The organism is Salipiger bermudensis (genome assembly GCF_019801965.1).
Taxonomy (GTDB): Bacteria; Pseudomonadota; Alphaproteobacteria; order Rhodobacterales; family Rhodobacteraceae; genus Salipiger; species Salipiger bermudensis_A.
On record NZ_JAHVIA010000003.1, the window covers coordinates 490,765 to 514,221 of the forward strand.

Sequence of the window (23,457 nt, forward strand, 5' to 3'; positions counted from 1 at the left end):
CGGGTCTTGGTCTGGTGAGGGGCGCAAGCCCCCGGATTACATCGAGTTGGCGACCGCGTCGGCGAGCATCTGGACCGCCTCGTCAGAGGACATGTCCGAGTTGAAATGCGCCGTCACGACGTCGGTAATCGCACCGGCCTGAGCTCCGCGCAGCGCCATGCCGTGGGCATAGGAGGGGAGAAGCGCGCCGCTGTCGGAGGCGGCGGTCATGTCCTCGGAGGACTTCTGGGCGCACATGTCGAACTCGTCGAGCGACACGTCGGTGCGTACCGGGATCGAGCCCTTGTTCATGTTGAACACCTTCTGGAAGTTCGGGCCAACGATCAGCTTGGCCAGCAGGTCCTGGCCGGCCTTCTTGTCGTCGCCGTCGACGTTGAACATCGCGAAGCTGTCGACGTTGTAGAGATAGCCGTCACCGGGGGTGGAGGCGCAGAGGAAGTCTTCGCCCGGCACCTTGCCGGCGGCGAGGAATTCGCCCTTGGCCCAGTCGCCCATGATCTGGAACGCAGCTTCGCCGTTCATCACCATCGCGGTGGCGAGGTTCCAGTCGCGGCCCGAGAAGTTGTCGTCGACATAGCCGCGCAGGGTACGCATCTGGTCGAACGAGGCCTTCATGGTGTCGGAGGTCAGCGCTTCCGGGTCGAGATCGACCAGCGCCTTCTGGAAGAACTCCGGCCCGCCGAGGCCAAGCACCACGGTCTCGAACACGGTGGCGTCCTGCCAGGCCTGCCCGCCATGGGCGAGCGGGATCACACCGGCTTCTTGAAGCTTTTCAGCCGCGGCGTTGAACTCGTCCCAGGTGGTCGGCATCTCGATGCCGTTGGCCTCGAGCACCTCGGCATTGGCCCAGATCCAGTCGACGCGGTGCACGTTGACCGGCGAGGCGCACCAGGTGTCCTCGCACTTCATGTGCGCGGCGATGGAGGCGGGCAGCACGTCGGCCCAGCCTTCGGCCTCGGCCACCGACGAGATGTCGGCCAGAACGCCTTCCTCGTACCATTCCTGGATCGCCGGACCCTTGAGCTGCACGGCGGTGGGCGCGTTGCCCGAGAGCACGCGGGCGCGCAGCGCGGTCATCGCTGCATCGCCGCCGCCGCCTGCGACCGGCATGTCGGTCCAGGTGCCGCCGTTCTCGGCAAACTCTTCCTGCAGGACGCCAACCGCCTTGGCTTCGCCGCCCGAGGTCCACCAGTGCAGTACCTCGGCCTGAGGCTCGGCATGACCGGCGGTCGCGACGGAGAGGGCCAGCGACGAAATCGCGGCCAGAGTGGTATATTTCATGGTGTAGTCCTCCCAAACTAGACTGCCGGACCGGCAGCTCCGGCGTAATTTTGCGCCCCGCCACCTGACTCGCGCAAGAGTATTGCGCGGGCTGTTTGCGCCCAAAGGGTGAGATTTTGGGCGTTCTTGTTACAACCTGTTACAGGCTCGCGGATTTTCCTTGCGCGTGATAGAACGCCGCAGCTTCTGGGCGAACGCGAAGGAGGGTCATGTGAGCATCTCGAGACTGCTGGTTGTCGATGACGATGACGAGATGCGCGACATGATGACCGAGTTTCTCCGCAAGAACGGTTTCATGGCGCTGGGCGCGGCCTCCCTTTCGGGGATCGAGGCGGCGATGTCGGCGGGACGGATCGACCTCATCCTGCTCGACGTGATGCTGGGCGACGAGAGCGGGCTCGAGATCTGCGCCCGGCTGCGCCGCGATCAGGACGTGCCGATCATCATGGTCTCGGCGCTGTCGGCGGATCACCAGCGCATGGCGGGATACGAGGTCGGCGCCGACGATTACATCGCCAAGCCGTTCAACCCCGACCTGCTGCTGGCGCGGGTGCGCGCGGTGCTGGCGCGGGCCGGGCGGTCGGCCTCGCTTGCCTACAGGCGGCGCACCAAGACCTTCCGCTTCAACGGCTGGAGCTACGATGCCAAGCGCAACGAGGTGCTCGCGCCCGACGGCTATCAGGTGGCGCTGTCGCGCCGCGAGACGGCGCTCCTGCAGGCCTTCCTCGCCAACCCGCACATCCCGCTGACCCGCGAGGAGATCGCCGCCGCGCTCGACGTGACCGGCGAGGGCGATCCGCATGACGAGGCCCACGGCCGCGCCATCGACGTGCTGGTCGGGCGGCTGCGCTCGAAGATCGAGGCGGCGCCGAAGGACCCACAGATGCTGCGCACCGAGCGCGGCGTGGGCTATGTCTTTACCGCCGACGTGACCTCGGAAGACACGTGAGCCGCTGGGGCCTCAGCCTGCGCGACAGCGGCGCGCTCCTGATGTTCGCGGCGATGGCGGCGGGGTTGATCGTGGCGACCATGTGGGGCGTGACGCAGGCGCGTTGGACGGAATATCTCAGCCGCGCCGAGCGCAACGGCATGCTGCTCTACAACACGCTCTCGCGCGGGGCTGTCGCCCCCGAGGGTGTCACGATCACGCGGCTATCGCCGCAGGATCAGGCGCTGGCGGAGGCGGGGGAGTTCTCGCGCATCAGCGGGCTGCCGCGCCCGGCCTATCTCACCATCGCGCCGATCCTGCCCGACGCCACCGGCGGCGCCGGGCTGAGCCTTGTGGTGGTCTCGGACGATCTGCAATACCGGGTCGCCGATCTCGTGACTCATTCGCGCCAGCGCCCGGAGGAGACGCTGGGCCAGCTGACCCGGCTGATGGCGCGCTATTGCAGCCAGCCGCTGATCCTCGCCAAGCCCGGCAACGGGCAGTGGCTGCGGGTCCAGGGCGGCGCGCTCTGGGGCTGCTCGGCGGCGCCCACCGACCTGCGCCTGCCGGCCATCGCGCTGGGCCTGTTCGCGGCGGCGGTGATCTTCACGCTGGTCAGCGACACCGCGGCGCGCTTTGCTGGCTTTGCCCGGGCGCTCGGCACCCGCCGCCAGCTTGGCGGACCCGAGAGCTACGAGGCCGAGGGCCCGGCGGAGCTGCGCGCCATCGTCGACGCGGTGAACACCTATCTCGAGACCGAACGCCAGCGCCTAGAGGAGCGCGCGGTGGTGCTCTCCGGCGTGAGCCACGATCTCGGGACGCCCGCCACCCGGCTGCGCCTGCGCAGCGCGCTGATCGAGGATGTCGAGCTGCGCGCCCGGCTCGAGACCGATATCGATCGCATGACCGGCATCATCGAGAGCGTGCTGACCCTGACCCGCGCCGAGCTCAATGTCGAGGAGCCGCGTGAGCTGTCGCTCGGCGCGCTTGTCGAGGCGCTGGTCGACGACTACCAGGACATGGGCCACCCGGTGACGCTGGCCGAGGGCGCGCCCGTGATGGTGCGGGGCGGGCGCTCGCTGTTCTCGTCGCGGCGCGCGTCGCAGGTGATCGCGGGCGAGCACCGGATCATCGTCACCGCGCGCCCGGTCTCGATCCAGCGGGCGCTGTCGAACCTGATCGACAACGCGCTGAAATACGGCCGCCGCGCGGTGGTGCGGCTCGAAGCGGGCGTCGACATGGCAACGATCTCGGTCGAGGACGAGGGCGGCCGCCGCCCGCTGGAGGAGATCGAGGCCCTGATGGCGCCGTTCCGCCGCGGCGAGAACGCCCGCTTCACCGATGGCACCGGGCTCGGGCTCAGCATCGTCTCGACCATCGCCATGATGCATGGCGGCGAGCTGCGTTTCGAGACCGCGCCGCACGGTCTCAGGGCGATGTTTACCATCCGCCGCGCCTGATTGACCCATCGCGACCCTGCGAACTGCTCAAATATCGGTCGCTTTGGCTCTCGATGCCGCTATCACGCGCCCCGCGCAGTAGACCGGGCGCGAAACCTCGCCTAACACTCGACATAAGACCGTTCGGGCACTTGATTCATGCTAATCTGCCCGAACGGGCATATCGAAAACCGCGCCTTCGCACATCGCCTTGGCGCGCATCGTCTTTTTTGAACGGAGGGCTGACATGTACAGCCATCAAGTCGGGGCCGAGCTTTTCCGGTTCCCGGATCTCAGGACCCTGATGGCGCGGGCCACGCCGCTGCGCTCGGGCGATCAGCTCGCCGGCATCGCCGCCGCCACCGATGTCGAGCGCGTCGCCGCGCAGGCCGCGCTGGCGGAGGTGCCGCTCAAGACCTTTCTCACCGAGGCACTGATCCCCTACGAGGCCGACGAGGTCACGCGGCTGATCATCGACACCCATGACAAGGCCGCCTTCGCGCCGATCAGCCACATGACCGTGGGCGATTTCCGCGACTGGCTGCTCTCGGATGCCGCCGACAGCGCCGCGCTGGCAGCGCTGGCACCGGGGCTGACGCCCGAGATGGCCGCCGCCGTCTCCAAGCTCTGCCGGGTGCAGGATCTGATCCTGATCGCCTCGAAATGCCGCGTGGTGACCAAGTTCCGCAACACGCTCGGGCTCGAGAAGCGCCTCGCGACGCGGCTGCAGCCGAACCACCCGACAGATGACCTCCGCGGCATCGCCGCCTCGACCTTCGACGGTCTGATGTATGGCTCGGGCGACGCGGTGATCGGCATCAACCCGGCCACCGACAACCTGCACGCCACGGTCGAGCTGCTGCACCTGCTCGACGAGGTGATCCAGGAATACAACGTGCCGACGCAATCCTGCGTGCTGAGCCACGTCACCAACACCATGGCCGCCATCGAAGAGGGCGCCCCGGTCGACCTGACCTTCCAGTCGATCGCCGGCACCGAGGCCGCCAACACCTCCTTCGGCATCACGCTCGACATTCTGACCGAGGGCCATGATGCGACGCAATCGCTCAAGCGCGGCACGGTCGGGCAGAACTGCATGTATTTCGAGACCGGGCAGGGCTCCTGCCTCTCCGCCGATGCCCATCACGGCGTCGATCAGCAGACGCTCGAGGCCCGCGCCTATGCGGTGGCGCGCAAATATCAGCCGCTTCTGGTCAACACGGTGGTCGGATTCATCGGACCGGAGTATCTCTATGACGGGCGGCAGATCATCCGCGCCGGGCTCGAGGACCATTTCTGCGGCAAACTGCTCGGCGTGCCGATGGGCTGTGACATCTGTTACACCAACCACGCGGAGTCGGACCAGAACGACATGGATATTCTGCTCACGCTGCTCGGGGCGGCCGGCATCAACTACATCATGGGCATCCCCGGCTCGGACGACGTCATGCTGAGCTACCAGACCACCTCGTTCCACGATGCGCTCTATGCCCGCCGCCTGCTCGGGCTGCGTCCGGCACCGGAATTCGAGGAATGGCTCGACAAGATGGGGCTGATGCCCTCGGACGGCGCCTTCACCCCGGCCAGCCGCCCGCCCGCCGCGCTGTCGCAACGCATGACGCTTCTGGAGGCAGAATGACCAAGCTCCCCGATCTCTACGAGCCCGACGCGCAGCGCGCCGAGGATCCCTGGGCCGGGCTGCGCCGTCATACCTCGGCGCGGATCGCGCTCGGGCGCACCGGCGTATCGCTCTCCACCGCGCGCAATCTCGAGTTCCAGATGGCGCACGCGCAGGCCCGGACGGCGGTGCATTCGCCGCTCGATCTCGACGCGCTCGAGGCCGATCTCGGACAGCCGCTGCTGCGGGTGGCCAGCCGCGCGCCCGACCGCGCGGCCTATCTGCAACGGCCCGACTGGGGGCGCCGGCTCGACACGGAGTCGGTCGCCAAGGTCGAGGCTGCGCGCCCCGCGAGCGCGCCCGACGTGGCGCTGGTGCTGGCCGACGGGTTGTCGTCGCTGGCGACGCAGCAATCGGCGCCGGGCTTCCTGAAGGCGTTTCAGCCGCTGCTGGAAGAGGCCGGTCTCAGCGTCGCGCCGCTGGTGGTGGCAACGCAGGGCCGGGTGGCCATCGGCGACGAGATCGCCGCCATCCTCGGCGCGAAGCTGGTGGTCATGCTGATCGGCGAGCGTCCGGGCCTCTCGGCCGCAGACAGCCTCGGCCTCTACCTGACATGGGCGCCCAAGGTCGGGCGCACCGATGCCGATCGCAACTGCATCTCCAACATCCGCCCCGGCGGGCAGAGCTACGAGGACGCCGCCTATCGCGCCGCATGGCTGGCCCGAGAGGCCTTCAAGCTGCAGCTCTCGGGCGTCGGGCTGAAGGATCGCACCGTGACGGTCGACGCCAAGGCGCAGGTCGAGGGATGAGCAGGGCGCCGGTTCCCATGTGCGCCACCGCGCCGCGCATGGCGCAGCGTCGCCGCGATTTCGCCGTCGCTGCCCGTTGCGGCGGGCGCGGAGTTTCGCCAGAGAGTGGGAACAGGCAAGACGCCGTGACCGGATCGCCAGTATCGGCGGCCCCGGCATTCAGGAGCAGAAAGGACGCCGCATGAAACCGGCCGCCCGCCGCGAGGCAATCGTGCAGCTTGTCGAGGAATGGGGAGAGGTGCATGTGGATGCGCTCTCCGAGCAGTTCGAGACGTCACGTGAAACAATCCGCCGCGATCTCAACGAGCTCGACACGGCTGGTCGCATCCGCAAGTTCCACGGCGGCGCCCGCAAGACCGCTAGCTTCACCGACAGCGGCCTCACCGAGGGGCCGTTCGAGGCCCGCATGGTGACGATGACCGCCGAGAAGACCGCCATCGGGCGCTGCGCCGCCGAGCTTTTCGACGAGGGCGCGGTGATCTTCGTCGATACCGGCTCGACCACCATCGCCTTTGCCCGTGCGCTGGCGCGGCGGCGCGGGCTGACCGTCATCACCAACTCGCCCGAGATCGCCGGCCTGCTGGCGCGTCCCGAGGGCCACCACAGGCTCTACCTGCTGGGCGGGGAGATCGCCGCCGAGGGGCGCGAGACGCTGGGCGCGCTGGCCATCGAGCAGCTCGGCCGCTTCAAGGCCGAGCACGTGGTGCTGACCATCGGCGGAATGACCCGGGGCGAGATCATGGATTACGACCTGCGCGAGACCGAGATGGCCCGCGCGATGGTCGCCCGCGGCGCGAAGCTCACGGTGCTGGCCGATCACACCAAGCTCGACCGGGCGGCGGTGTTCGAGGTCGCGGCGCTCTCCGAGGTCGACCGGCTGGTGACCGACCGTGCGCCCGAGCCCGAGATGGCCGAAGCGCTTGCCGAGGCCGGGGTCGAGGTGGTCATCGCCTGAGCCTCTAGGCTCGGCCTTGCAGACAGGGCAGAAAATGACACCGGGCAGCGCAAGCGCCCGGTGTTTTCGTTTGGCGCTGGCCAGCCCGCCGCGTCCGATGAGGGCCGTTGAGCCCGCGCGTCGGGCGTCGGATGCCGAAAAATGCCGCAAATTCTGACCGAATTGGGGGAATTTGACGATTTCCCTCCGGTCAATATTGTGGATTCGGTCAAAATTATGCACGTTCAGGAAAAGCCGCGCGGCGCGACCAGCGCCCGGCGCGACGATTCTAGGACGGAGACGAGGTTTGGCTGATTTTTCTGCCGAAATGGATGTGGCGATCATCGGCGCCGGGGTGGTCGGTTGCGCGATGGCGCGCCGCTTCGCGCTCGAAGGGGCGCGGGTCTGCGTGCTCGAGGCCGCGCCCGACATCCTCTCGGGCGCCTCCAAAGCCAACAGCGCGATCCTGCACACCGGCTTCGACGCGCCGCCGGACTCGCTCGAGCTGTCCTGCATGCAGGCGGCCTATGATGAGTACATGGAGATCCGCCAGTCGATGAACCTGCCGGTGCTCGAGACCGGCGCCATGGTCGCGGCCTGGACCGAGGACGAGGAGGCGCGCCTGCCCGACCTTCTGGCGCAGGCGCAGGGCAATGGCGTTACCGACACGCGCATCCTGAGCCGCGACGAGGTGTTGGCCCGCGAGCCCGCGCTGGCCTCCCACGTGCGCGGGGCGCTCCTGGTGCCGCGCGAGCATGTCATCGACCCGTGGTCGGCGCCGCTGGCCTATGCAACGCAAGCCAAGGCGCTGGGGGCCGATTTCCGCTTCAACGCGCCACTCACCGGGGCGCGCCGCGACGGCGACACCTGGCAGCTCGAGACCGGGGCCGGCCCGCTGATGGCCAAGACGGTGGTCAACTGCGCCGGGCTTTACGGCGACAAGGTGGAAGAGATCCTCACCGGGGCGCCGTCGTTCGAGATCCGCCCGCGCAAGGGCCAGTTCGTGGTCTTCGACAAGGCGGCCTCGGAGCATCTGCGCACCATCCTGCTGCCGGTGCCTAACGATCGCACCAAGGGCGTGGTGCTGACCCGCACCGCCTTTGGCAACCTGCTGGTCGGCCCCACCGCCGAGGAGCAGGAGGCGCGCGACCGCCCCGACGTGACAACCCCCGAGCTCGAGATGCTGATCGCCAAGGCGGTCGAGCTGGTGCCGTCGCTCGAAGCGATGCCGGTGACGGCGGTCTATGCCGGGCTGCGCCCCGCCAGCGAACGCAAGGAATACCGCGTCCATGCCGATGCCGAGCTGGGCTATTACTGCGCCGGAGGCATCCGCTCCACCGGGCTTACGGCGGCGCTGGGCATCGCGCGGCACGTCTTCGCGCTGTGGAGCGAGAGCAACTCGCTGGCCTGGTCGAAGCCCAACGATGTCATGGCGCCGTGGATGCCGAACCTGGCCGAGCACCTGCCGCGCGACTACCAGATCCCTGGCCATGACGGCATCGTCTGCCATTGCGAGATGGTCACCGCGCGCGAGATCCGCGCCGCCTTCGACAGCCGGTTGCCGCCGGGCGATTTCGGCGGTCTGCGCCGCCGCACCCGCTGTGCCATGGGCCGTTGCCAGGGCTTCAACTGTCTCGGACGCATCGCCAGCCTTGCCGAGGGCAAGCTGAGCGCGCCGATCCTGCCGGAGGACGCGGCATGAGCATGACCTGCGATGTGGCCATCGTCGGCGGTGGCCCCGCCGGGCTTGGCGCGGCGCTGGAGCTGAGCAAGCTCGGCCTGCGCCGTGTGGTGGTGCTCGAGCGCTTCGGCGAGGCCGGGGGCATTCCGCGCCATTGCGGCCACCCGCCCTTCGGGATGCGCGAGTTCCGCCGTGTGCTGAGCGGCCCGGCCTATGCAAGGCGGCTCGTGCATGCCGCCGAGGATGCCGGCGTCGAGATCCGCACCGACACCACCGTGACCGCGATCCGCCCCGGCGGCGTTCTGGAGCTTGCGACGACGCAAGGCCCGCAAACACTCACCGCGCGCCGGGTGCTCATTGCCACCGGCAACCGCGAGCGCACCCGCGCGCAGCTTCTGGCCCCGGGCGTGCGCCCGGTCGGCGTGATGAACACCGGTGCGCTGCAATCGATGGTCTATCTCGAGGGCAAGCGCCCGTTCTCGCGCCCGGTGATCATCGGCTCCGAGATCGTCGCGCTCTCTGCGCTGCTGACCTGCCGCCGCCACGGCATCAGGCCGGTCGCGATGGTCGAGACCCGCGACCGCCCGCAGACCCGTCGCATCGACATGGTGCTGGCGCGGCTGATGGGCGTGCCGGTGCTCACCGGGGCCGAGTTGCTGGCCATCGAGGGCGCACGCCGCGTCGAGGCGCTGCGCCTCCGCCACAAGGGCGAGGAGCGCCGGCTCGACTGCGACGGCATCGTCTTCTCGGGCCGCTTCACGCCGGAAGCCACGGTGGCGCGGCAGAGCGACATGGTGCTCGACGCGGGCACGCTGGGGCCCGAGATCGACGCCGAGGGGCGCAGCTCGGATCCGCAGGTCTTCGTGGCCGGAAACGTTCTGCACCCGGTCGAGACCGCGGGCCATTGCTGGGCCGAGGGGCGCCGGGTCGCGCAGACGATCTTCAGGGATCTGCGCAAGACCCCCGAGCCCGCCTCGGGCGCCCGCGTGGTTCCCGGCAAAGGGCTGCGCTACGTGGTGCCGCAGCGGCTTGCCGCGGGATCTGCCGCCACGCTCAACATCCGCACCGATGGCGCCGTGCGCGGCCGCCTTGTGCTGAGCGATGCCAGCGGCCGCGAGCTCGCGGCGCGCTCGGTGCGCAGCTATCCCGAACAGCCGGTGCGGCTGTCGGTTCCGGCACTGGAGTCTCACGCGCTCTCGGGCGATCTTAGCCTGCGGCTCGAGAGGATAGACTGAGAGATGCGGATACTGGCGCTCGACCAGGGGACAACCTCCACGCGGGGGCTGGTCGCCGATGATACAGGCCTGGCCGAGATCGTGCACGCGGTCCGGCACGAACAGCATTTCCCGCAAGCCGACCGGGTCGAGCACGACCCGATGGAGCTGCTGGCGAACCTGCGTGCGGTGATCGAGGCCGCCGGGCCGGTCGATGCGATTGCGCTGTCGAACCAGGGCGAGAGCTGTCTCGCCTGGGACGCGGTGACCGGTGAGCCCTTGTCTCCGGTCATCGTCTGGCAGGATCGCCGCACCGAGGCGAAGCTCGCCGGCATGGCGGAGCAGGCCGACAAGGTCCGCGCCCGCACCGGGCTGCCGCTCGACCCGTATTTCTCCGCCTCCAAGCTCGGCTGGCTGGGAGACAACAATCGCAAGGTTCAGCAGGCGCACCGCGCCGGACGGCTGCGGCTCGGCACCACGGATGCGTTCTTTCTCCAGCACCTGACAGGCCAGGCACTCACCGATATCACCACCGCCTCGCGGACTTCGCTGATGTCGCTCGAGACCGGCCGGTGGGATCCGGAGCTCTGCGAGCTCTTCGGCGTGCAGATCGAGTGCCTCCCCGAGATCCGCCCCACGGTGTCGGATTTCGGTAGGATCGGCGGCGTGCCGGTGACGGCGGCGGTGGTCGACCAGCAGGCGGCGCTCTACGGGCATGGCTGCCGCGCGCCCGGCGATGCCAAGATCACCTTCGGGACCGGCGCCTTCGCGCTCGCAGTCACCGGCGAGACCCGCCCTGCGGAGGATGACAGCGGACTGCTGCCCACCGTGGCCTGGCAGATCGGCGGTGAGACGACCTTTGCCGTCGATGGCGGCGTGCATGCCGCCGGGGCTGCGGTCGAGTGGGCGCTGCGCATCGGTCTGCTCGACAGCCCCGAGGCGCTTGGCCATTTCGATGCGCCCGCCGCCATCGACCGGGGGTTGGCATTCGTGCCGGCGCTGGCCGGCCTCGCGGCGCCGCACTGGGATGGCTCCGCTGCCGGGCTGTTCATCGGCATGACCGGGGCGACCACGCGGCAAGACATGGCGCAGGCGCTGATTGAGGGCGTGGCCCTGCGCGCCGCCGAGGTCATCGCGCGCATGGGGCCGGTGGCACGGCTGTCGATGGATGGCGGGCTGACGCGCTCGGCCTATCTCTGCCAGTTCCTCGCCGACGTCAGCGGGGCCGAGATCGTGCTGCCCGGCACCGAGGAACTGACGGCGCTCGGCGCGGCGCAGCTCGCAGCGCTTGGCCATGGCGGAACGCTGCCCTCTCCCGCGCCGCGCGCGGTGGTCAGCCCGCGCCCCTGCGACCGGGCGGCACGCATGGCGCGCTTCTCCGACGCGGTCTCCCGCTCGCGCGGCTGGCGGGGCTGATCTCTCCCCCTGTTCCGACAGCAACGCGTGGGCAAAGCGCCGGGTGGTCCCTCCACCCGGCGCTTTTTTGTCTGGCGCGGCAGGGGGTAGGGCGGTGATGCACCGGAAGCGACGGGTCGGATGCCCGGTCTGAAGAACGGCCGGAGGCACGGCACTCACGCGCGGCTTCCAGATGCGTCGGGCGTGAGCGAGACGAGACTGGGGATCGCCCCCTGTGTGTCGCGGCCCCGAGGCCGGCGGGGCGCAACCTTCAGGTCCGTGCCTTTTCGCAAAAAGAAAGCGCCGCTCCGGTGGGCGGAGCGGCGCTCTTGCCCGGACCTTAGGGGAGAAATCGGTCCGGGCGGTGTCTTGAGCAGGCCTAGCGGAGCAGGTCCAGGGGTCCGGTGATGATCCACGGGAAGGCGACCAGGAGGCCCAGAACCGCAAGCTCGGCGAAGAGGAAGGGCAGCACGCCCACCATGATCTTGTCGAGCCGCACCTTGCCGACGCCGGCCACCACGTTGAGCACGTTGCCCACCGGCGGGGTCAGCATCCCGAGCGCGCCGGCGATGGTGAAGACCACGCCGAAATAGATCAGGTCGATGCCGGCGGCCTTGGCCAGCGGGATCACGATCGGCATCAGGATCAGGCTCAGCGGGGTGAAATCGAGCACCATGCCCAGAAGGAGCGTCAGCACGACGATCATGCCCACGAGAAGCTGCGGCGTGTCCATGAAGGGCTGCAGGAAGGCGATCACCTGGGTCGGCAGGTTGGCGATGGTGATCAGCCAGGCCGAGACCATTGAGGTGCCGATGAGGAACATCACCACCGCGGAGGTCTTGCCGGCCTCGACGAGCCCTTCGTAGAAGCTCTTGATCGTAAGCTCGCCATAGACGAAGGCGCCGACGAGCGAGGCGTAGACGGCGGCAATCACCGCGGCCTCGGTCGGGGTGAAGATGCCGACTCGCAGGCCGCCGATCACCACGATGGGAAGCACCAGCGCCGGCAGCGCCCGCCATAGGGCGCGGAGCACCTCGGCGCGGGGCTGACGCTCGAGTGTCTGGAAGCCGCCGCCGCGCGACACGAAGCGCCAGGCGACGATCAGCGACACGGCCATGAGCGTGCCGGGCACGATGGCGGCCATGAACAGCCCGCTGATCGAGACATTGGCGATGGCGCCGAAGACCACCAGAGCGATCGAGGGCGGGATCACCGGGGCGATGACGCCGCCGGCGGCGAGCAGGCCGCCCGAGGAGCCTTCGGGATAGTTGCCGAGCTTCATCATCGGAATCAGGATCGCGGCCAGCGCGGCGCTGTCGGCGATCGCCGAGCCCGAAAGCGAGGCCATGATCAGCGAGGCGCAGATCGCCACGTAGCCGAGACCGCCGGAGACGTGGCCGAAGGCGGCCATGGCGACCTCGATGATGCGGCGCGAGAGCCCGCCCCGGTTCATCAGCTCACCGGCGAGGATGAAGAATGGGATCGCCAGCAGGATGAAGTTGTCGGTGCCGAGGATCATGTTCTGGGCGATGATCTGGGCGTTGAAGTAGTCGAGATGCAGCATCAGCGCGATGCCGCAGGCGATCAGCGCCCAGGCGATGGGCAGGCCGAGCACGATGCCGAGGATCAGGACGGAAAGGAAGACAACGAAAGTCACGCAGGATCACTCCGCGATATCGGCCGAGGCGGCCTGGAAGAAGGTTTCCGGCTCCATGCGACCCGAGAGGATCAGCACCATGCGCACCGCGACGACCAGCGCCAGCGCGGCGCCTGCGAGGGTCGCGACGATGTAGATCGTCGCCATCGGCAGGCCGGAAATCGGATAGGAGGAGGAGAAGTTCAGCGTCGCCTGCATCCACGCGCCCTTGGCGAGCAGGTAGTTGCCGTAGAGCATGATCGCGCCGGTCAGCGCGACGATGGCCTTCTTGCCGCCCTTGGGCAGGCGGTCGACCACCAGCGTCATGGCGATGTGGCGTTGCTGGATCAGCGCGAGCACGGCGCCGCTGAGGATCAGGATCGACAGCACGATCCGCGACAGCTCTTCCGTCACCACGATGCCGGAATTCATGAAGAAGCGCAGCATGACGTTGACGAAGACCATCGCCACCAGTGCGAAGAGCAGGGCGGCGACGAGGGCCTCGAGCAGTTTCTCGGCGAGGCGCAGTACGGGCATTCAGGGTCTCCTTGAATAAGAAAGGGGCCGGCGCTGGGAGCGGCACCGACCCCTTGGCGATACGATCAGTCCGCGGCGAGCGTGGCCTGCATCTCGTCATAAAGCGGACGGATCGCATCGGTGACGAGTTCCTCAGTGACCGGCGCGACCGCTTCGACGATCTCGGCGCGGGCTTCCGGGGTGAACTCGGAAATCGTCATGCCGCCTTCTTCGCTCGACAGGAACGCCTTGGCGTCCTCGACGGCGGCGCGCATGATCTTGCGGTTTTCGACGGCGGTTTTGTCGGCCGCGTCCTGCAGCAGCGCCTTGTCTTCGTCCGACAGGCTGTTCCAGAACGGCTGGCTGACCAGCAGCACCAGCGCCGAGTATGCGTGCTTGGAGGTGGTCAGGTAATCCTGAACCTCGAAGAAATTCACGTCACGCACGGTGATCAGCGGGTTGTCCTGGCCGTCGACGGTGCCGGTCTCGAGCGCGGTGTAAACCTCGGGGAAGGGCATCGGAACCGGGTTGGTGCCGAGCGCCGAGAAGGTGTTGATGAACACCGGCGCGCCGATGACGCGGAACGACAGGCCCTCGAAATCGGAGAGGCTCTCGATCGGGCGCTCGGAGTTCGACAGGTCGCGGAAGCCGTTGTCGATGAAGGTCAGGCCCTTCATGCCCGAGCCATCGAGACCGGCCAGCATCTTCGCACCGACTTCGCCGAGCAGCACCTTGTCGGTGGCGGCGTCGTCTTCGAAGGCGAAGGGCAGGTCGATGAGCTGGAACAGCTCGTTGTACTTGATCAGGTTGGTCGAGGAGGTGATCAGCATCTCCTGCAGGCCGCCCTGCAGCGCGCCGATCTGCTGCGCCTCGTTGCCAAGCTGGCCCGAAGGGAAGTTGGTCACGGTGTATTCGCCGTCGGACAGTGCCTCGACCTGCTCGGCGAAATACTGCACGCCCAGATCGAACGGGGTGCCCGGAGCGCCGAAATGGCCGATCTTGATGTCGCGCGCGGCGGCGGGGGCTGCAATGGCGGCGCTCAGCGCCGCGGCGGCGACCAGTGCGCCGAGGGGTTTGGAAAAGGTCATGTCGTGTCTCCTTCGGTGGCCCGCTGGCGTTGTCCCGGGCGAATCCCTGTTGTGAACGGTGTTGGTCCGTGTGACGTCTTTATGACTGAGTAATCATAAAATATCGACTGTTCGGGCATCTTTTTGGCCATTTTGATGGATTTTGCCCGTTTTTATGGGAAAATCCAAAATATTTGCCCGTTTTTTGAGCGAAATGCGCCGATCTGCGCGCTGTCGGGGAGGAAAATCTCACGAGATCTGCCGGTCGCGATGGCGGATAAGGGCATTTCGGCGCAAGAACAAGCCGTATCAAACGGCCCGGAGGCGCGGTTTTCCTCAGGTTTTGCAGGGCTCGCCGTGCTCAACCTTGCCAAGTTCATGATTGCACGAGTATTTTGACCGAAACCACATTCTGCTGCACGAAAGTCGCAGAGATGATAAAGACAGACCGAACAGGAATAGAGAGCTCAGACCGATGACCACCGACCCCACGCCGCTGCCCTTCCTCTGCCGCAAGACCCCCGCCAGCGGGTCGCAGGGCGTGGTGGTGACCAACCACCCGCTGGGCTCCGCCGCCGGCCACGAGATGATGGCGCTTGGCGGAAATGCCGTCGACGCGGCGGTCGCGGCGCTGCTGACGCTGACCGTGGTCGAGCCAATGATGGTCGGAATCGTCGGTGGCGGCGTCTCGCACCTCCGCCTGCCCGACGGCACCCACAAAGTCTATGACTGCCTGTCGCAGGCGGCGGCCTCGGCCACGCCCGACATGTTCACCCCGGTCTCCGACGCGCTCCCCGACTACATGGAGACCGCCGGCCGCCGCAATCTCGTCGGCGCGTCCTCGGTGGCGGTGCCGGGCAACCTGCGCGGTTGGTGCCAGATGCACGCCGCCCACGGCGCGCTGCCCTTCGCCGACGTGATCGCCCCGGCGATCCGGCTGGCCGCCGGCGGTTTCCCGGTGACGAGCTACCTGTCGTCCAACATCGAGCGCCACGCCGAGGACATGTCGAAGGATCCCGAGATCTCGCGCCATTTCCTGCCCGATGGCAGCCCGGCCAAGCCGGGCCACCGGCTGGTGCAGGCGGATTACGCCGAGAGCTTGAAGCTGGTTGCCAAGGAGGGCGCCGAGGCGCTGCATGGCGGGGCGCTGGGGCAGGCGCTGGTCGAGGCGCTGGCCACCGGCGGCGAGGATGCGGGCAGCGTTTCGATGGCGGATCTCGAGGGCTACACCGCCCGCGAGCGCGATGCGATCTTCGGCAGCTACCGCGGCCATGACATCGTCGGCCCGCCGCCGCCCGCCTCTTCGGGCGTGCACGTGGCGCAGATGCTCAACATGCTCGAGGCCTACGACCTGAAGGCGATGGGCTTCGACAACCCCGAGCGCCTGCACCTGCTGGCCGAGGTGATCCGCGTCGGTTTCGAGGACCGCCGCGCCGCCTCGGGCGACCCGGATTTCGTCGACATCCCCGTCGAGAAGCTGATCTCAAAGGACTATGCCGAGGCCTGCCGCGCCCGCATGCGCCCCGCGGGCGGCGCCGGCCACGTACCGCCGGGCTACGAGAGCAACAACACCACCCACATCACCGTGGCCGACCGCGACGGTATGATCGTGTCGGCCACCCACACCATCAACGGGCTTTTCGGGGCGCGCTTCATGGTGCCGGGCACCGGTATGATCCCCAACAACTACATGTACAATTTCGACCCGCATCCCGGGAAGGCGCTGTCGATCGCGCCGGGCAAGCGGGTGCCGACCTCCATGGCGCCGATGATTGTGTTGAAGGACGGCAAGCCGAGCTTTGCGCTGGGGCTGCCGGGGGCGGTGCGGATCTTCCCCTCGGCGATGCAGGCCATCGTCAACCTGATCGATTTCGGCATGACCCCGCAGCAGGCGGTCGAGGCGCCGCGGATCTGGACCGAGGGCGCGCATGTGGAGCTCGAGCCGGGCTACGCGCATCACGAAGAGGCGCTCGCGGCGATGGGGCACGAGATGAAGATCGTACCGCATATCGGCGGTGGGATGAACGCCATCGCCTTCGGGGCGGATGGTGAAATGACCGGCGCGGCCTGCTGGCGGGCGGACGGAACCGTCTCGGCGCTTGGTGGCGGCCTTGCCGATGACGGCATTGCGTTCCACATCTAGGGCGTGAGTCGCAGGGGCAGAAAGGCGAGGCCATGACAGATCAGAAGACATTGCTGCTGACCGGGGCGAGCCGGGGCATCGGCCACGCCACGGTGAAGGTGTTCCAGGCGGCGGGCTGGCGGGTGCTGACCGTGTCGCGCACCGCCTTCGACTCGCGCTGCCCCTGGCACGCGGGCTCGACCGACCATTTCCAGGGCGATCTCGCCGATGCCGAGGCGCGCGCCGACCTGGTGGCGCGGGTGCGCGAGACGCTGGGAGACAGCGGCCTGCACGCCATCGTCAACAATGCCGGAATCTCGCCCAAGGGCGAGGGTGGCGCGCGGCTCGGCATTGCCGAGAGCAGCGACGAGGTCTGGCAGCAGGTGCTGTCGGTCAACCTGCTGGGGCCGGCGGCGCTGATGCGCGATCTGCTGCCCGAGCTGGAACAGGCGCGCGGCGCGGTGGTCAACGTGGGCTCGATCGTCGGCAAGCGGGTGCACCCCTATGCGGGGGCGGCCTATGCCTGTTCGAAGGCGGCGCTCGACGCGCTGACACGCGAGGCGGCGGCCGAGCTCGGCCCGCGCGGGGTCCGGGTCAACCTGGTGACGCCGGGCGAGATCGAGACCGAGATCCTGTCGCCGGGGACCGAGGAGATGACCGACATCATCCCGCTGCGGCGCCTGGGCAAGCCCGACGAAGTGGCGCGGGTGGTGCTGTTCCTGTGCTCGGAGCAGGCCTCCTACGTCAACGGCGCGTCTGTCGACGTGAACGGCGGGCAGCACGCCTGAGGTTCGGGATTTGAAATGAGGGGCCCTCGGCGCAGGTTTCTGCGGCGGGGGTCTTGTCGTTTGGGGCGCGCTCAAGCGGAGACCCAGCGCGGAATCAAGGCCGCAGGCCGCCTCTCACACATCGCGTTCCGCGATGTGTTGCCGGCAGGCGTTTGCTAGCAAACGCCGAGAGGCGCGCCATCGCCGGCCCGCCCGGACGGGCTGGCGATTTGGTGACGCCCACACTGAGTGTCGAGGTCCTTCGGATTTGAGCCGGATAAAACAAGGGGCTCAAAGCGCCGGATCGCCATCCCGCGGGCCGGCGATGACGCGGCGGGCGTCGCGCCCTGCACCATTTGCAAACCTGAAGGTCGCGCCCTCCTAAAGATCGAACAGCGTCGCCGTCGCATAGGCCGGGGCCAGCAGCGCCCGTCGCCAGCGGCCTATGGGGAAGCGGCGCGGCGGCTGGCGCATGACCTCGGGGTAGGGCCCGCGCGGCGGCTTGCCCTGCACCAGATCGGCCAGCAGCATGCCCGTGTGGCTCGCCATGGCGACGCCGTTGCCGTGATAGCCGAGCCCGGCGAAGAGACCGGGGTGATCCGGGACCGCGCCGGCAAACGGCGTCAGGCTTGCCATCAGGCAGACCAGCCCGTCCCACTCATGGGTGATCTTGGCGGCGTGCCAGGCGGGGAACATGCGGGCGAAATCGGCGCGGATCTTGCGCGAGATCGCGGCTCGCGCCCGTGGCGTGGCGGTCAGCCCGCCGCGCATTCCGAACAGGAAGCGGCCGTTCGGCATCAGCCGGAAGTAATGCAGCAGCACCCGCGTGTCATAGGCCATCTGCCCCGAAGTCCAACCCTGCGCGTCGAGCAGAGATTGCTCGAGCGGCGCGGTGACGATGACGCTCGACTGCACCGGCAGGTAGCGGGCACGCAGCCAGTCGGGCAGGTCCTCCGACGAATAGCCGTTGGTGGCGAGGATGACGCGGTCGGCGGTCAGCGTGCCATGCGGGGTCTCGAGCTGCCAGCGACCATCCTTGCGCAGCGCGGTAACCGGGCTGTGCCCGTGCAGGACGGCCCCGGCCGCAAGCGCGGCACGGGCGAGGCCAGCGTGATACTTGCGCGGGTTGAGCGCGATGCCGATGGGCGTGGTCATGGCGCCGAAGAACGGCCCTGAGAGCCCGTGCGCGGCCATGTCCTCGAGCTCGATGAGCCTGGGGGTGACGCCGTATTCGCGCTCGGTCTCCTCGATACCGTCGCGCATCTTGGCGAAGGCGCGCGGCGAGTGGGCGATCAGCGTCTCGCCCTCGGAATGGGTGTCGGCCTCGATGCCGTGCTCGTCGATCAGGCGGCGGGCGGTGGCGACCGCGGCCTTCTCGGTGGCGCGCCAACCGCGCAGGCCGGACTCGCCATAGCGTCGGCGCAGGTAGCCGCTCGAGCCCTTGGAACCGCCGAGACAGCAGAAGCCGCCATTGCGGCCCGAGGCGCCGTAGCCCGCGTGCTCGGCCTCGAGCACGGTGACCTCGACCCCGTCCTGCGCCAGGTGCAGAGCCGCCGAGAGGCCGGTGAAGCCGCCGCCGATGATCGCGACCTCGCTGTGGCGCGGGCCGGGGAGCGCGGGCCAGTCGTCGGGGCCGACGGTGTCGGCCCAGTAGCACTTGCCCTGCGGCCCGTAGGCCGGGGCTTCGTAGATCCGTTTCATTCGCTGCGCTCGGCCGCCTGTTCATCCCGCGCCTGCGCCACCGCCGCCCGCTTGGTCACGATCGAGGCGGTGATGACGCCTGCGGTGACGATGCCGATCAGCAGGGTGGACAGCGCGTTGATCTCGGGGCTGACGCCGAGACGCACCGCCGAGAAGATCTTGATCGGCAGGGTGGTGGCCGAGGGGCCGGTGGTGAAGCTCGCGATCACCAGGTCGTCGAGCGACAGGGTGAAGGCCAGCAGCCAGCCCGAGATCACCGCCGGCGCGATGATCGGCAGGGTCACCAGCCGGAATGCCTCGAAGGGCGAGCAGCCGAGATCGAGCGCCGCCTCTTCCAGCGAGCGGTCGAAGCTGGTGAGCCGCGACGACACCACCACCGAGACGTAGCACATCGAGAAGGTGGTGTGGGCCAGCACGATGGTCAGCACGCCGCGGTCGAGCCCGATGCCGATGAACAAGAGCAGCAGCGACAGGCCGGTGATCACCTCGGGCATGACCAGGGGCGCGTAGATCATGCCGGAAAACAGCGTCCGTCCGGCGAAGCGCCCGGCGCGCACCAGCACATAGGCCGCCATCGTGCCGAGCACCGTGGCGATGGTCGAGGAGAATATCGCGACCTTGAGCGTGACCCAGGCGGCGTCGAGGAACTCCTTGTTGCGGAACAGCTCGCCATACCACTTGGTCGAGAAGCCGGCCCAGACGGTGACCAGGCGGCTCTCGTTGAAGCTGTAGACCACCAGCAGGATCATCGGCAGGTACAGGAAGGCGAAGCCGAGCGTCAGCGAGGTGACGTTGAACCAGGAAAAGCGTCTCATCCTTCGGCCTCCCGTGCCTTCTGCTCGTTGCGCTGGAACAGGATGATCGGGATGATCAGGATCAGCAGCAGGATCACCGCCACCGCCGAGGCCACCGGCCAGTCGCGGTTGGAGAAGAACTCTTCGAACAGCACCTTGCCGATCATCAGCGTGCCCGAGCCGCCGAGCAGCGAGGGAATGACGAATTCGCCGATCGCCGGGATGAAGACGAGGAAGCAGCCCGCGATAATTCCGTTGCGCGACAGCGGCCAGGTCACCAGCCAGAAGGCGGCAAGCTTGGAGCAGCCGAGGTCCTCTGCCGCCTCGATCAGGCTCTCGTCCATCTTCTCGAGCGCCGAGTAGATCGGCAGCACCATGAAGGGCAGGTAGGTGTAGACGATACCGATATAGACCGCGCTGTTGGTGTTCATGATCTGCAGCGGCGTGTCGATCACCCCGAGCCAGAGCAGCACGGTGTTGAGCGTGCCCTCGTTCGACAGGATTCCCATCCACGAGTAGACCCGGATCAGGAACGAGGTCCAGAACGGCAGGATCACCAGCATCAGCAGTGTCGGGCGCCACTCATTGGGCGCGCGCGCCATGCCGTAGGCGATGGGATAGCCCGCCAGCAGGGTAAGCAGGGTCGAGACCAGCGCGATCTTCAGCGAGCTGACATAGGCCTTCCAGTAGAGATCGTCGGTGGTCAGGAAGACAAAATTCTCGAAATCAAGCTCCGAGAAGAAGCTGCGTATGCCCTCCCAGCCGAGCGAGAGGTCGAACTGCGGCGTGTAGGGCGGGCGGGCCAGCGCCACGTCCGACAGCGAGATCTTCAGCACGATCACGAAGGGGACGAGGAAGAAGACCAGCAGCCAGAGATAGGGGATGAGGATCAGGGCGGCGCGGCGCATGGCTTACTCCTCGAGAATGACGCCGGCGGTCTCGGTAAAGCCGATCCAGACCTCGTCTTCCCAGGTGATGTGCCGGTTGGAGATGCGCCGGGCATTGACCATCTGCGCCTTGACCATCTGCCCGGTGGCGAGCTCGACATGGTAGGTCGAGATGTTGCCGAGATAGGCGATGTCGATGACCTTGCCGGGCAGCACGTTGGGCCGGTCAGGCTTTTCGAGGTCGATGGTGACCTTCTCGGGGCGGATCGACAGGGTCACCGGCTTGCCGTCGAGCGCTGGGTCGCCATTGGCGGCGATGATCGGCGGCTGGCCCTCGGCCCAGTCGATGAGGATGCCGCCGGGCTTGATCGCGGGTTCGGGAGCGGCGGCCGGCGCGGGCTTCGCGGCAGCGGCCTTGGCCTCGGCCTTGCGGGCGGCGGCGAGCTCTTCCGGGCTCGGCGGCGGCAGCTGCGGGGTGTTGAGGTCGCGCTGGCCCATGAAACGCGCGAAGACCTTCTTGTAGAGCCACTCGCCGCGCGCGTTGGGCGCGGGCTGGCGGGCATCGGTCGGGGCCTGTGCCTGCACGGGGGCCTCGGGCGCGGTCTCCTCCGCCGCGGGCGCGGCGTCTTCGACGGAGGCTGGCTGCGGGGCGGGGGCCGGATCAGCCACGGGCGTCACCGGCTCGGCGGGGCGCGGCCTGGCGGTGCCGGGGATCAGGTTCACGTCACCGATGAAATCGGCCACATAGACCGAGTTCGGCGCCTCGTAGATCACGTCGGGCGTGTCGACCTGCACCAGACGGCCCTCGTCCATCACCGCGATGCGGGAGGCCACGGTCATCGCTTCTTCTTGGTCGTGGGTCACGATCACGAAGGTGGTGCCGGTCTTTTCCTGGATGTCCATCAGCTCGAACTGCGTTTCTTCGCGCAGCTTCTTGTCGAGCGCGCCGAGCGGTTCGTCGAGCAGCAGCAGCTTCGGTGCCTTGGCGAGGCTGCGGGCCAGCGCCACGCGCTGTCGCTGGCCGCCGGAGATCTGGTGCGGCTTGCGCTTGGCGAACTTGGTCAGGCGGGTGAGGCGCAGCATCTCTTCGACACGCTCCTCGATCATCGCCTTGTCCTTGCTCTCACGCCGCAGGCCGAAGGCGATGTTGTCCCAGATCGACAGGTGCGGGAACAGCGCGTAGCTCTGGAACATCATGTTCACCGGGCGCTTGTTGGGCGGCACGTTGATGATGTCCTGACCGCCCAGCCAGATATGGCCCTCGGTGACGCTCTCGAAGCCGGCGAGCATCCGCATCATCGTCGTCTTGCCGCAGCCCGACGGGCCGAGCAGGGCGAAGAACTCGCGCTCGTAGATATTGAGCGAGAGGTTGTCGATCGCGGTGAACTCGCCGAAGCGCTTGGTCACGTTGCGGAACTCGATCAGCGGTTTCCGATCGGGGTCTTCCCAGGGGGCAAAGACGGTCTGGGCCATGTGCGGGATACGTCCTGTCAGAGAAAGGCCCGCGCCTTCGCAAAGGCGCGGGCCGGTCAGTCGCGGATCAGGTGCCGGACTTGATCTTGGTCCACAGGCGCGTGACGGTGCGCTGGACTTTCGGCTCGTAGGGCGTGGTGGTGTAGGTGTTTTCCATCGCCTCGGGCGTCGGGTAGATCGCCGGATCGCCGATCACGTCCTCCGCGAGATATTGCTGCGAGGCCTCGTTGCCGTTGGCGTAGTAGACATAGTTCGACGCCGCCGCCATGTTCTCGGCATCCATGATGAAGTTCAGGAAGGTGTGGGCCGCCTCGGGGTTCGGAGCGTCGACCGGGATCGCCATCTGGTCGAACCACATCTGCGCACCCTCGTCGGGGGCATAGTAGGAAACCTCGACGCCGTTGTCGGCCTCGGCGGCGCGGTCACGCGCCTGCAGGATGTCGCCGGACCAGCCGACCGCGACGCAGACATCGCCATTGGCCAGCGCGTTGATGTATTCCGAGCTGTGGAACTTCTGGATGTAGGGGCGGACCGGCATGAACACCTCTTCCGCCTTGGCGATCACGTCGGGATCGTGGCTGTCGGGGTCTTCGCCGATATAGTTCAGCGCCGCCGGGATCATCTCTGCCGGTGCATCGAGGAACATCACGCCGCATTCGGCGAGCTTTTCCATGTTGGCCGGGTCAAAGACCAGATCCCACGAGGTCACCGGTGCATCCTCGCCGAGGATCTCGCGCACCTTGGGCTCGTTCACGCCGATGCCGGTCGTGCCCCACATGTAGTTGATCGCGTATTCGTTGCCGGGGTCGTATTTCGAGGTCCGGTCGGAGATCACGTCCCACATGTTCTCGAGGTTCGGCAGCTTCGACTTGTCGAGCGGCTGGAACGCGCCGGCCATGATCTGGCGCTGCAGGAAGGTGCCGGTGGGCACCACCACGTCGTAGCCCGAGCCGCCGGCGAGCATCTTGGTCTCAAGCACTTCGTTGCTGTCGAACACGTCGTAAATCAGGTCGATGCCGGTCTCTTCCTCGAACTTGGCCAGCAGGCTCTCGTCGATATAGTCGGACCAGTTGTAGACCCGGACCTCTTCGGCCTGCGCCAGCCCGGCGGTCAGGGCGAGGGTCGCGGTGAGGGTCAGAAAGGGTGTCTTCATCATGTGCTCCCGGTTGGTCATGGGGTCTTGCCGCCCCGTGGC

21 protein-coding genes are annotated in these 23,457 nt (G+C 67.7%); 12 read left to right on the top strand and 9 right to left on the bottom strand.

What is annotated here, in order from left to right; all coding sequences use genetic code 11:
- Positions 1–36: 36 nt before the first annotated feature.
- Positions 37–1,281: an ABC transporter substrate-binding protein gene (locus KUV62_RS09310; RefSeq protein WP_222603400.1), complete on the bottom strand. Its 1,245-nt coding sequence runs from the start codon at positions 1,279–1,281 to the stop codon at positions 37–39.
- 211 nt (positions 1,282–1,492) lie between these two features.
- Between KUV62_RS09310 and KUV62_RS09315 the strand changes: the two genes are divergently transcribed.
- The 9 genes from KUV62_RS09315 (at position 1,493) to KUV62_RS09355 (ending at position 11,320) form a co-directional block, all read left to right on the top strand.
- Positions 1,493–2,230 (top strand): response regulator transcription factor, encoded by a 738-nt coding sequence (locus KUV62_RS09315; protein ID WP_222603401.1) that lies wholly within the window; start codon positions 1,493–1,495, stop codon positions 2,228–2,230.
- Positions 2,227–3,669 carry a sensor histidine kinase gene (locus KUV62_RS09320; RefSeq protein WP_222603402.1) on the top strand — a complete coding sequence of 481 codons (1,443 nt, stop codon included), beginning with the start codon at positions 2,227–2,229 and terminating at the stop codon, positions 3,667–3,669. The genes KUV62_RS09315 and KUV62_RS09320 overlap by 4 nt, the downstream gene beginning before the upstream one ends.
- A gap of 226 nt (positions 3,670–3,895) precedes the next feature.
- Positions 3,896–5,287 (top strand): ethanolamine ammonia-lyase subunit EutB, encoded by a 1,392-nt coding sequence (locus KUV62_RS09325; protein WP_222603403.1) that lies wholly within the window; start codon positions 3,896–3,898, stop codon positions 5,285–5,287.
- Positions 5,284–6,075 carry an ethanolamine ammonia-lyase subunit EutC gene (gene eutC, locus KUV62_RS09330; protein WP_222603404.1) on the top strand — a complete coding sequence of 264 codons (792 nt, stop codon included), beginning with the start codon at positions 5,284–5,286 and terminating at the stop codon, positions 6,073–6,075. The genes KUV62_RS09325 and eutC overlap by 4 nt, the downstream gene beginning before the upstream one ends.
- 181 nt (positions 6,076–6,256) lie before the next feature.
- The gene (locus KUV62_RS09335; protein WP_222603405.1) at positions 6,257–7,030 is read left to right on the top strand and encodes a DeoR/GlpR family DNA-binding transcription regulator; all 774 of its coding nucleotides are present in this window, start codon (positions 6,257–6,259) and stop codon (positions 7,028–7,030) included.
- A 141-nt stretch (positions 7,031–7,171) separates the two neighbouring features.
- Positions 7,172–7,324, top strand: a complete 153-nt coding sequence (locus KUV62_RS09340; protein ID WP_222603406.1) for a hypothetical protein — start codon at positions 7,172–7,174, stop codon at positions 7,322–7,324.
- Positions 7,317–8,711: an NAD(P)/FAD-dependent oxidoreductase gene (locus KUV62_RS09345; protein WP_261395494.1), complete on the top strand. Its 1,395-nt coding sequence runs from the start codon at positions 7,317–7,319 to the stop codon at positions 8,709–8,711. Before KUV62_RS09340 ends, KUV62_RS09345 begins: the two co-directional genes overlap by 8 nt.
- Positions 8,708–9,925 carry an NAD(P)/FAD-dependent oxidoreductase gene (locus tag KUV62_RS09350; RefSeq protein ID WP_222603407.1) on the top strand — a complete coding sequence of 406 codons (1,218 nt, stop codon included), beginning with the start codon at positions 8,708–8,710 and terminating at the stop codon, positions 9,923–9,925. The genes KUV62_RS09345 and KUV62_RS09350 overlap by 4 nt, the downstream gene beginning before the upstream one ends.
- Positions 9,926–9,928: 3 nt before the next feature.
- Positions 9,929–11,320: an FGGY family carbohydrate kinase gene (locus tag KUV62_RS09355; protein WP_222603408.1), complete on the top strand. Its 1,392-nt coding sequence runs from the start codon at positions 9,929–9,931 to the stop codon at positions 11,318–11,320.
- Between the two features lie 358 nt (positions 11,321–11,678).
- Here KUV62_RS09355 and KUV62_RS09360 read toward each other — a convergent pair whose 3' ends face one another.
- From KUV62_RS09360 to KUV62_RS09370, 3 genes are all read right to left on the bottom strand, one after another.
- Positions 11,679–12,956: a TRAP transporter large permease gene (locus KUV62_RS09360; RefSeq protein ID WP_222603409.1), complete on the bottom strand. Its 1,278-nt coding sequence runs from the start codon at positions 12,954–12,956 to the stop codon at positions 11,679–11,681.
- A gap of 6 nt (positions 12,957–12,962) precedes the next feature.
- A complete protein-coding gene (locus KUV62_RS09365) occupies positions 12,963–13,472 on the bottom strand; it encodes a TRAP transporter small permease (protein WP_222603410.1) in 510 nt (169 codons plus the stop codon).
- A gap of 65 nt (positions 13,473–13,537) precedes the next feature.
- The gene (locus tag KUV62_RS09370; protein WP_222603411.1) at positions 13,538–14,539 is read right to left on the bottom strand and encodes a DctP family TRAP transporter solute-binding subunit; all 1,002 of its coding nucleotides are present in this window, start codon (positions 14,537–14,539) and stop codon (positions 13,538–13,540) included.
- 135 nt (positions 14,540–14,674) lie between these two features.
- Between KUV62_RS09370 and KUV62_RS09375 the strand changes: the two genes are divergently transcribed.
- The 3 genes from KUV62_RS09375 (at position 14,675) to KUV62_RS09385 (ending at position 17,428) form a co-directional block, all read left to right on the top strand.
- The gene (locus KUV62_RS09375) at positions 14,675–14,917 is read left to right on the top strand and encodes a hypothetical protein (protein WP_222603412.1); all 243 of its coding nucleotides are present in this window, start codon (positions 14,675–14,677) and stop codon (positions 14,915–14,917) included.
- 76 nt (positions 14,918–14,993) lie between these two features.
- A complete protein-coding gene (gene ggt, locus KUV62_RS09380; RefSeq protein ID WP_222603413.1) occupies positions 14,994–16,661 on the top strand; it encodes a gamma-glutamyltransferase in 1,668 nt (555 codons plus the stop codon).
- Between the two features lie 32 nt (positions 16,662–16,693).
- Complete coding sequence (locus KUV62_RS09385) at positions 16,694–17,428, top strand: SDR family NAD(P)-dependent oxidoreductase (protein ID WP_222603414.1); 735 nt, start codon at positions 16,694–16,696, stop codon at positions 17,426–17,428.
- A gap of 360 nt (positions 17,429–17,788) precedes the next feature.
- Here KUV62_RS09385 and KUV62_RS09390 read toward each other — a convergent pair whose 3' ends face one another.
- The 5 genes from KUV62_RS09390 to KUV62_RS09410 all read right to left on the bottom strand — a co-directional run bounded on the left by KUV62_RS09390 (position 17,789) and on the right by KUV62_RS09410 (position 23,415).
- On the bottom strand, positions 17,789–19,108 hold the full coding sequence (locus KUV62_RS09390; RefSeq protein ID WP_222603415.1) for an NAD(P)/FAD-dependent oxidoreductase: 1,320 nt from the start codon (positions 19,106–19,108) through the stop codon (positions 17,789–17,791).
- Entirely contained in the window at positions 19,105–19,923 is an 819-nt protein-coding gene (locus tag KUV62_RS09395; RefSeq protein ID WP_222603416.1) for an ABC transporter permease, read from the bottom strand. Before KUV62_RS09395 ends, KUV62_RS09390 begins: the two co-directional genes overlap by 4 nt.
- Entirely contained in the window at positions 19,920–20,810 is an 891-nt protein-coding gene (locus tag KUV62_RS09400) for an ABC transporter permease subunit (protein ID WP_222603417.1), read from the bottom strand. The genes KUV62_RS09395 and KUV62_RS09400 overlap by 4 nt, the downstream gene beginning before the upstream one ends.
- Positions 20,811–20,813: 3 nt before the next feature.
- A complete protein-coding gene (locus KUV62_RS09405) occupies positions 20,814–22,262 on the bottom strand; it encodes an ABC transporter ATP-binding protein (RefSeq protein WP_222603418.1) in 1,449 nt (482 codons plus the stop codon).
- 67 nt (positions 22,263–22,329) lie between these two features.
- On the bottom strand, positions 22,330–23,415 hold the full coding sequence (locus tag KUV62_RS09410) for a polyamine ABC transporter substrate-binding protein (protein ID WP_315901572.1): 1,086 nt from the start codon (positions 23,413–23,415) through the stop codon (positions 22,330–22,332).
- Positions 23,416–23,457 lie beyond the last annotated feature (42 nt).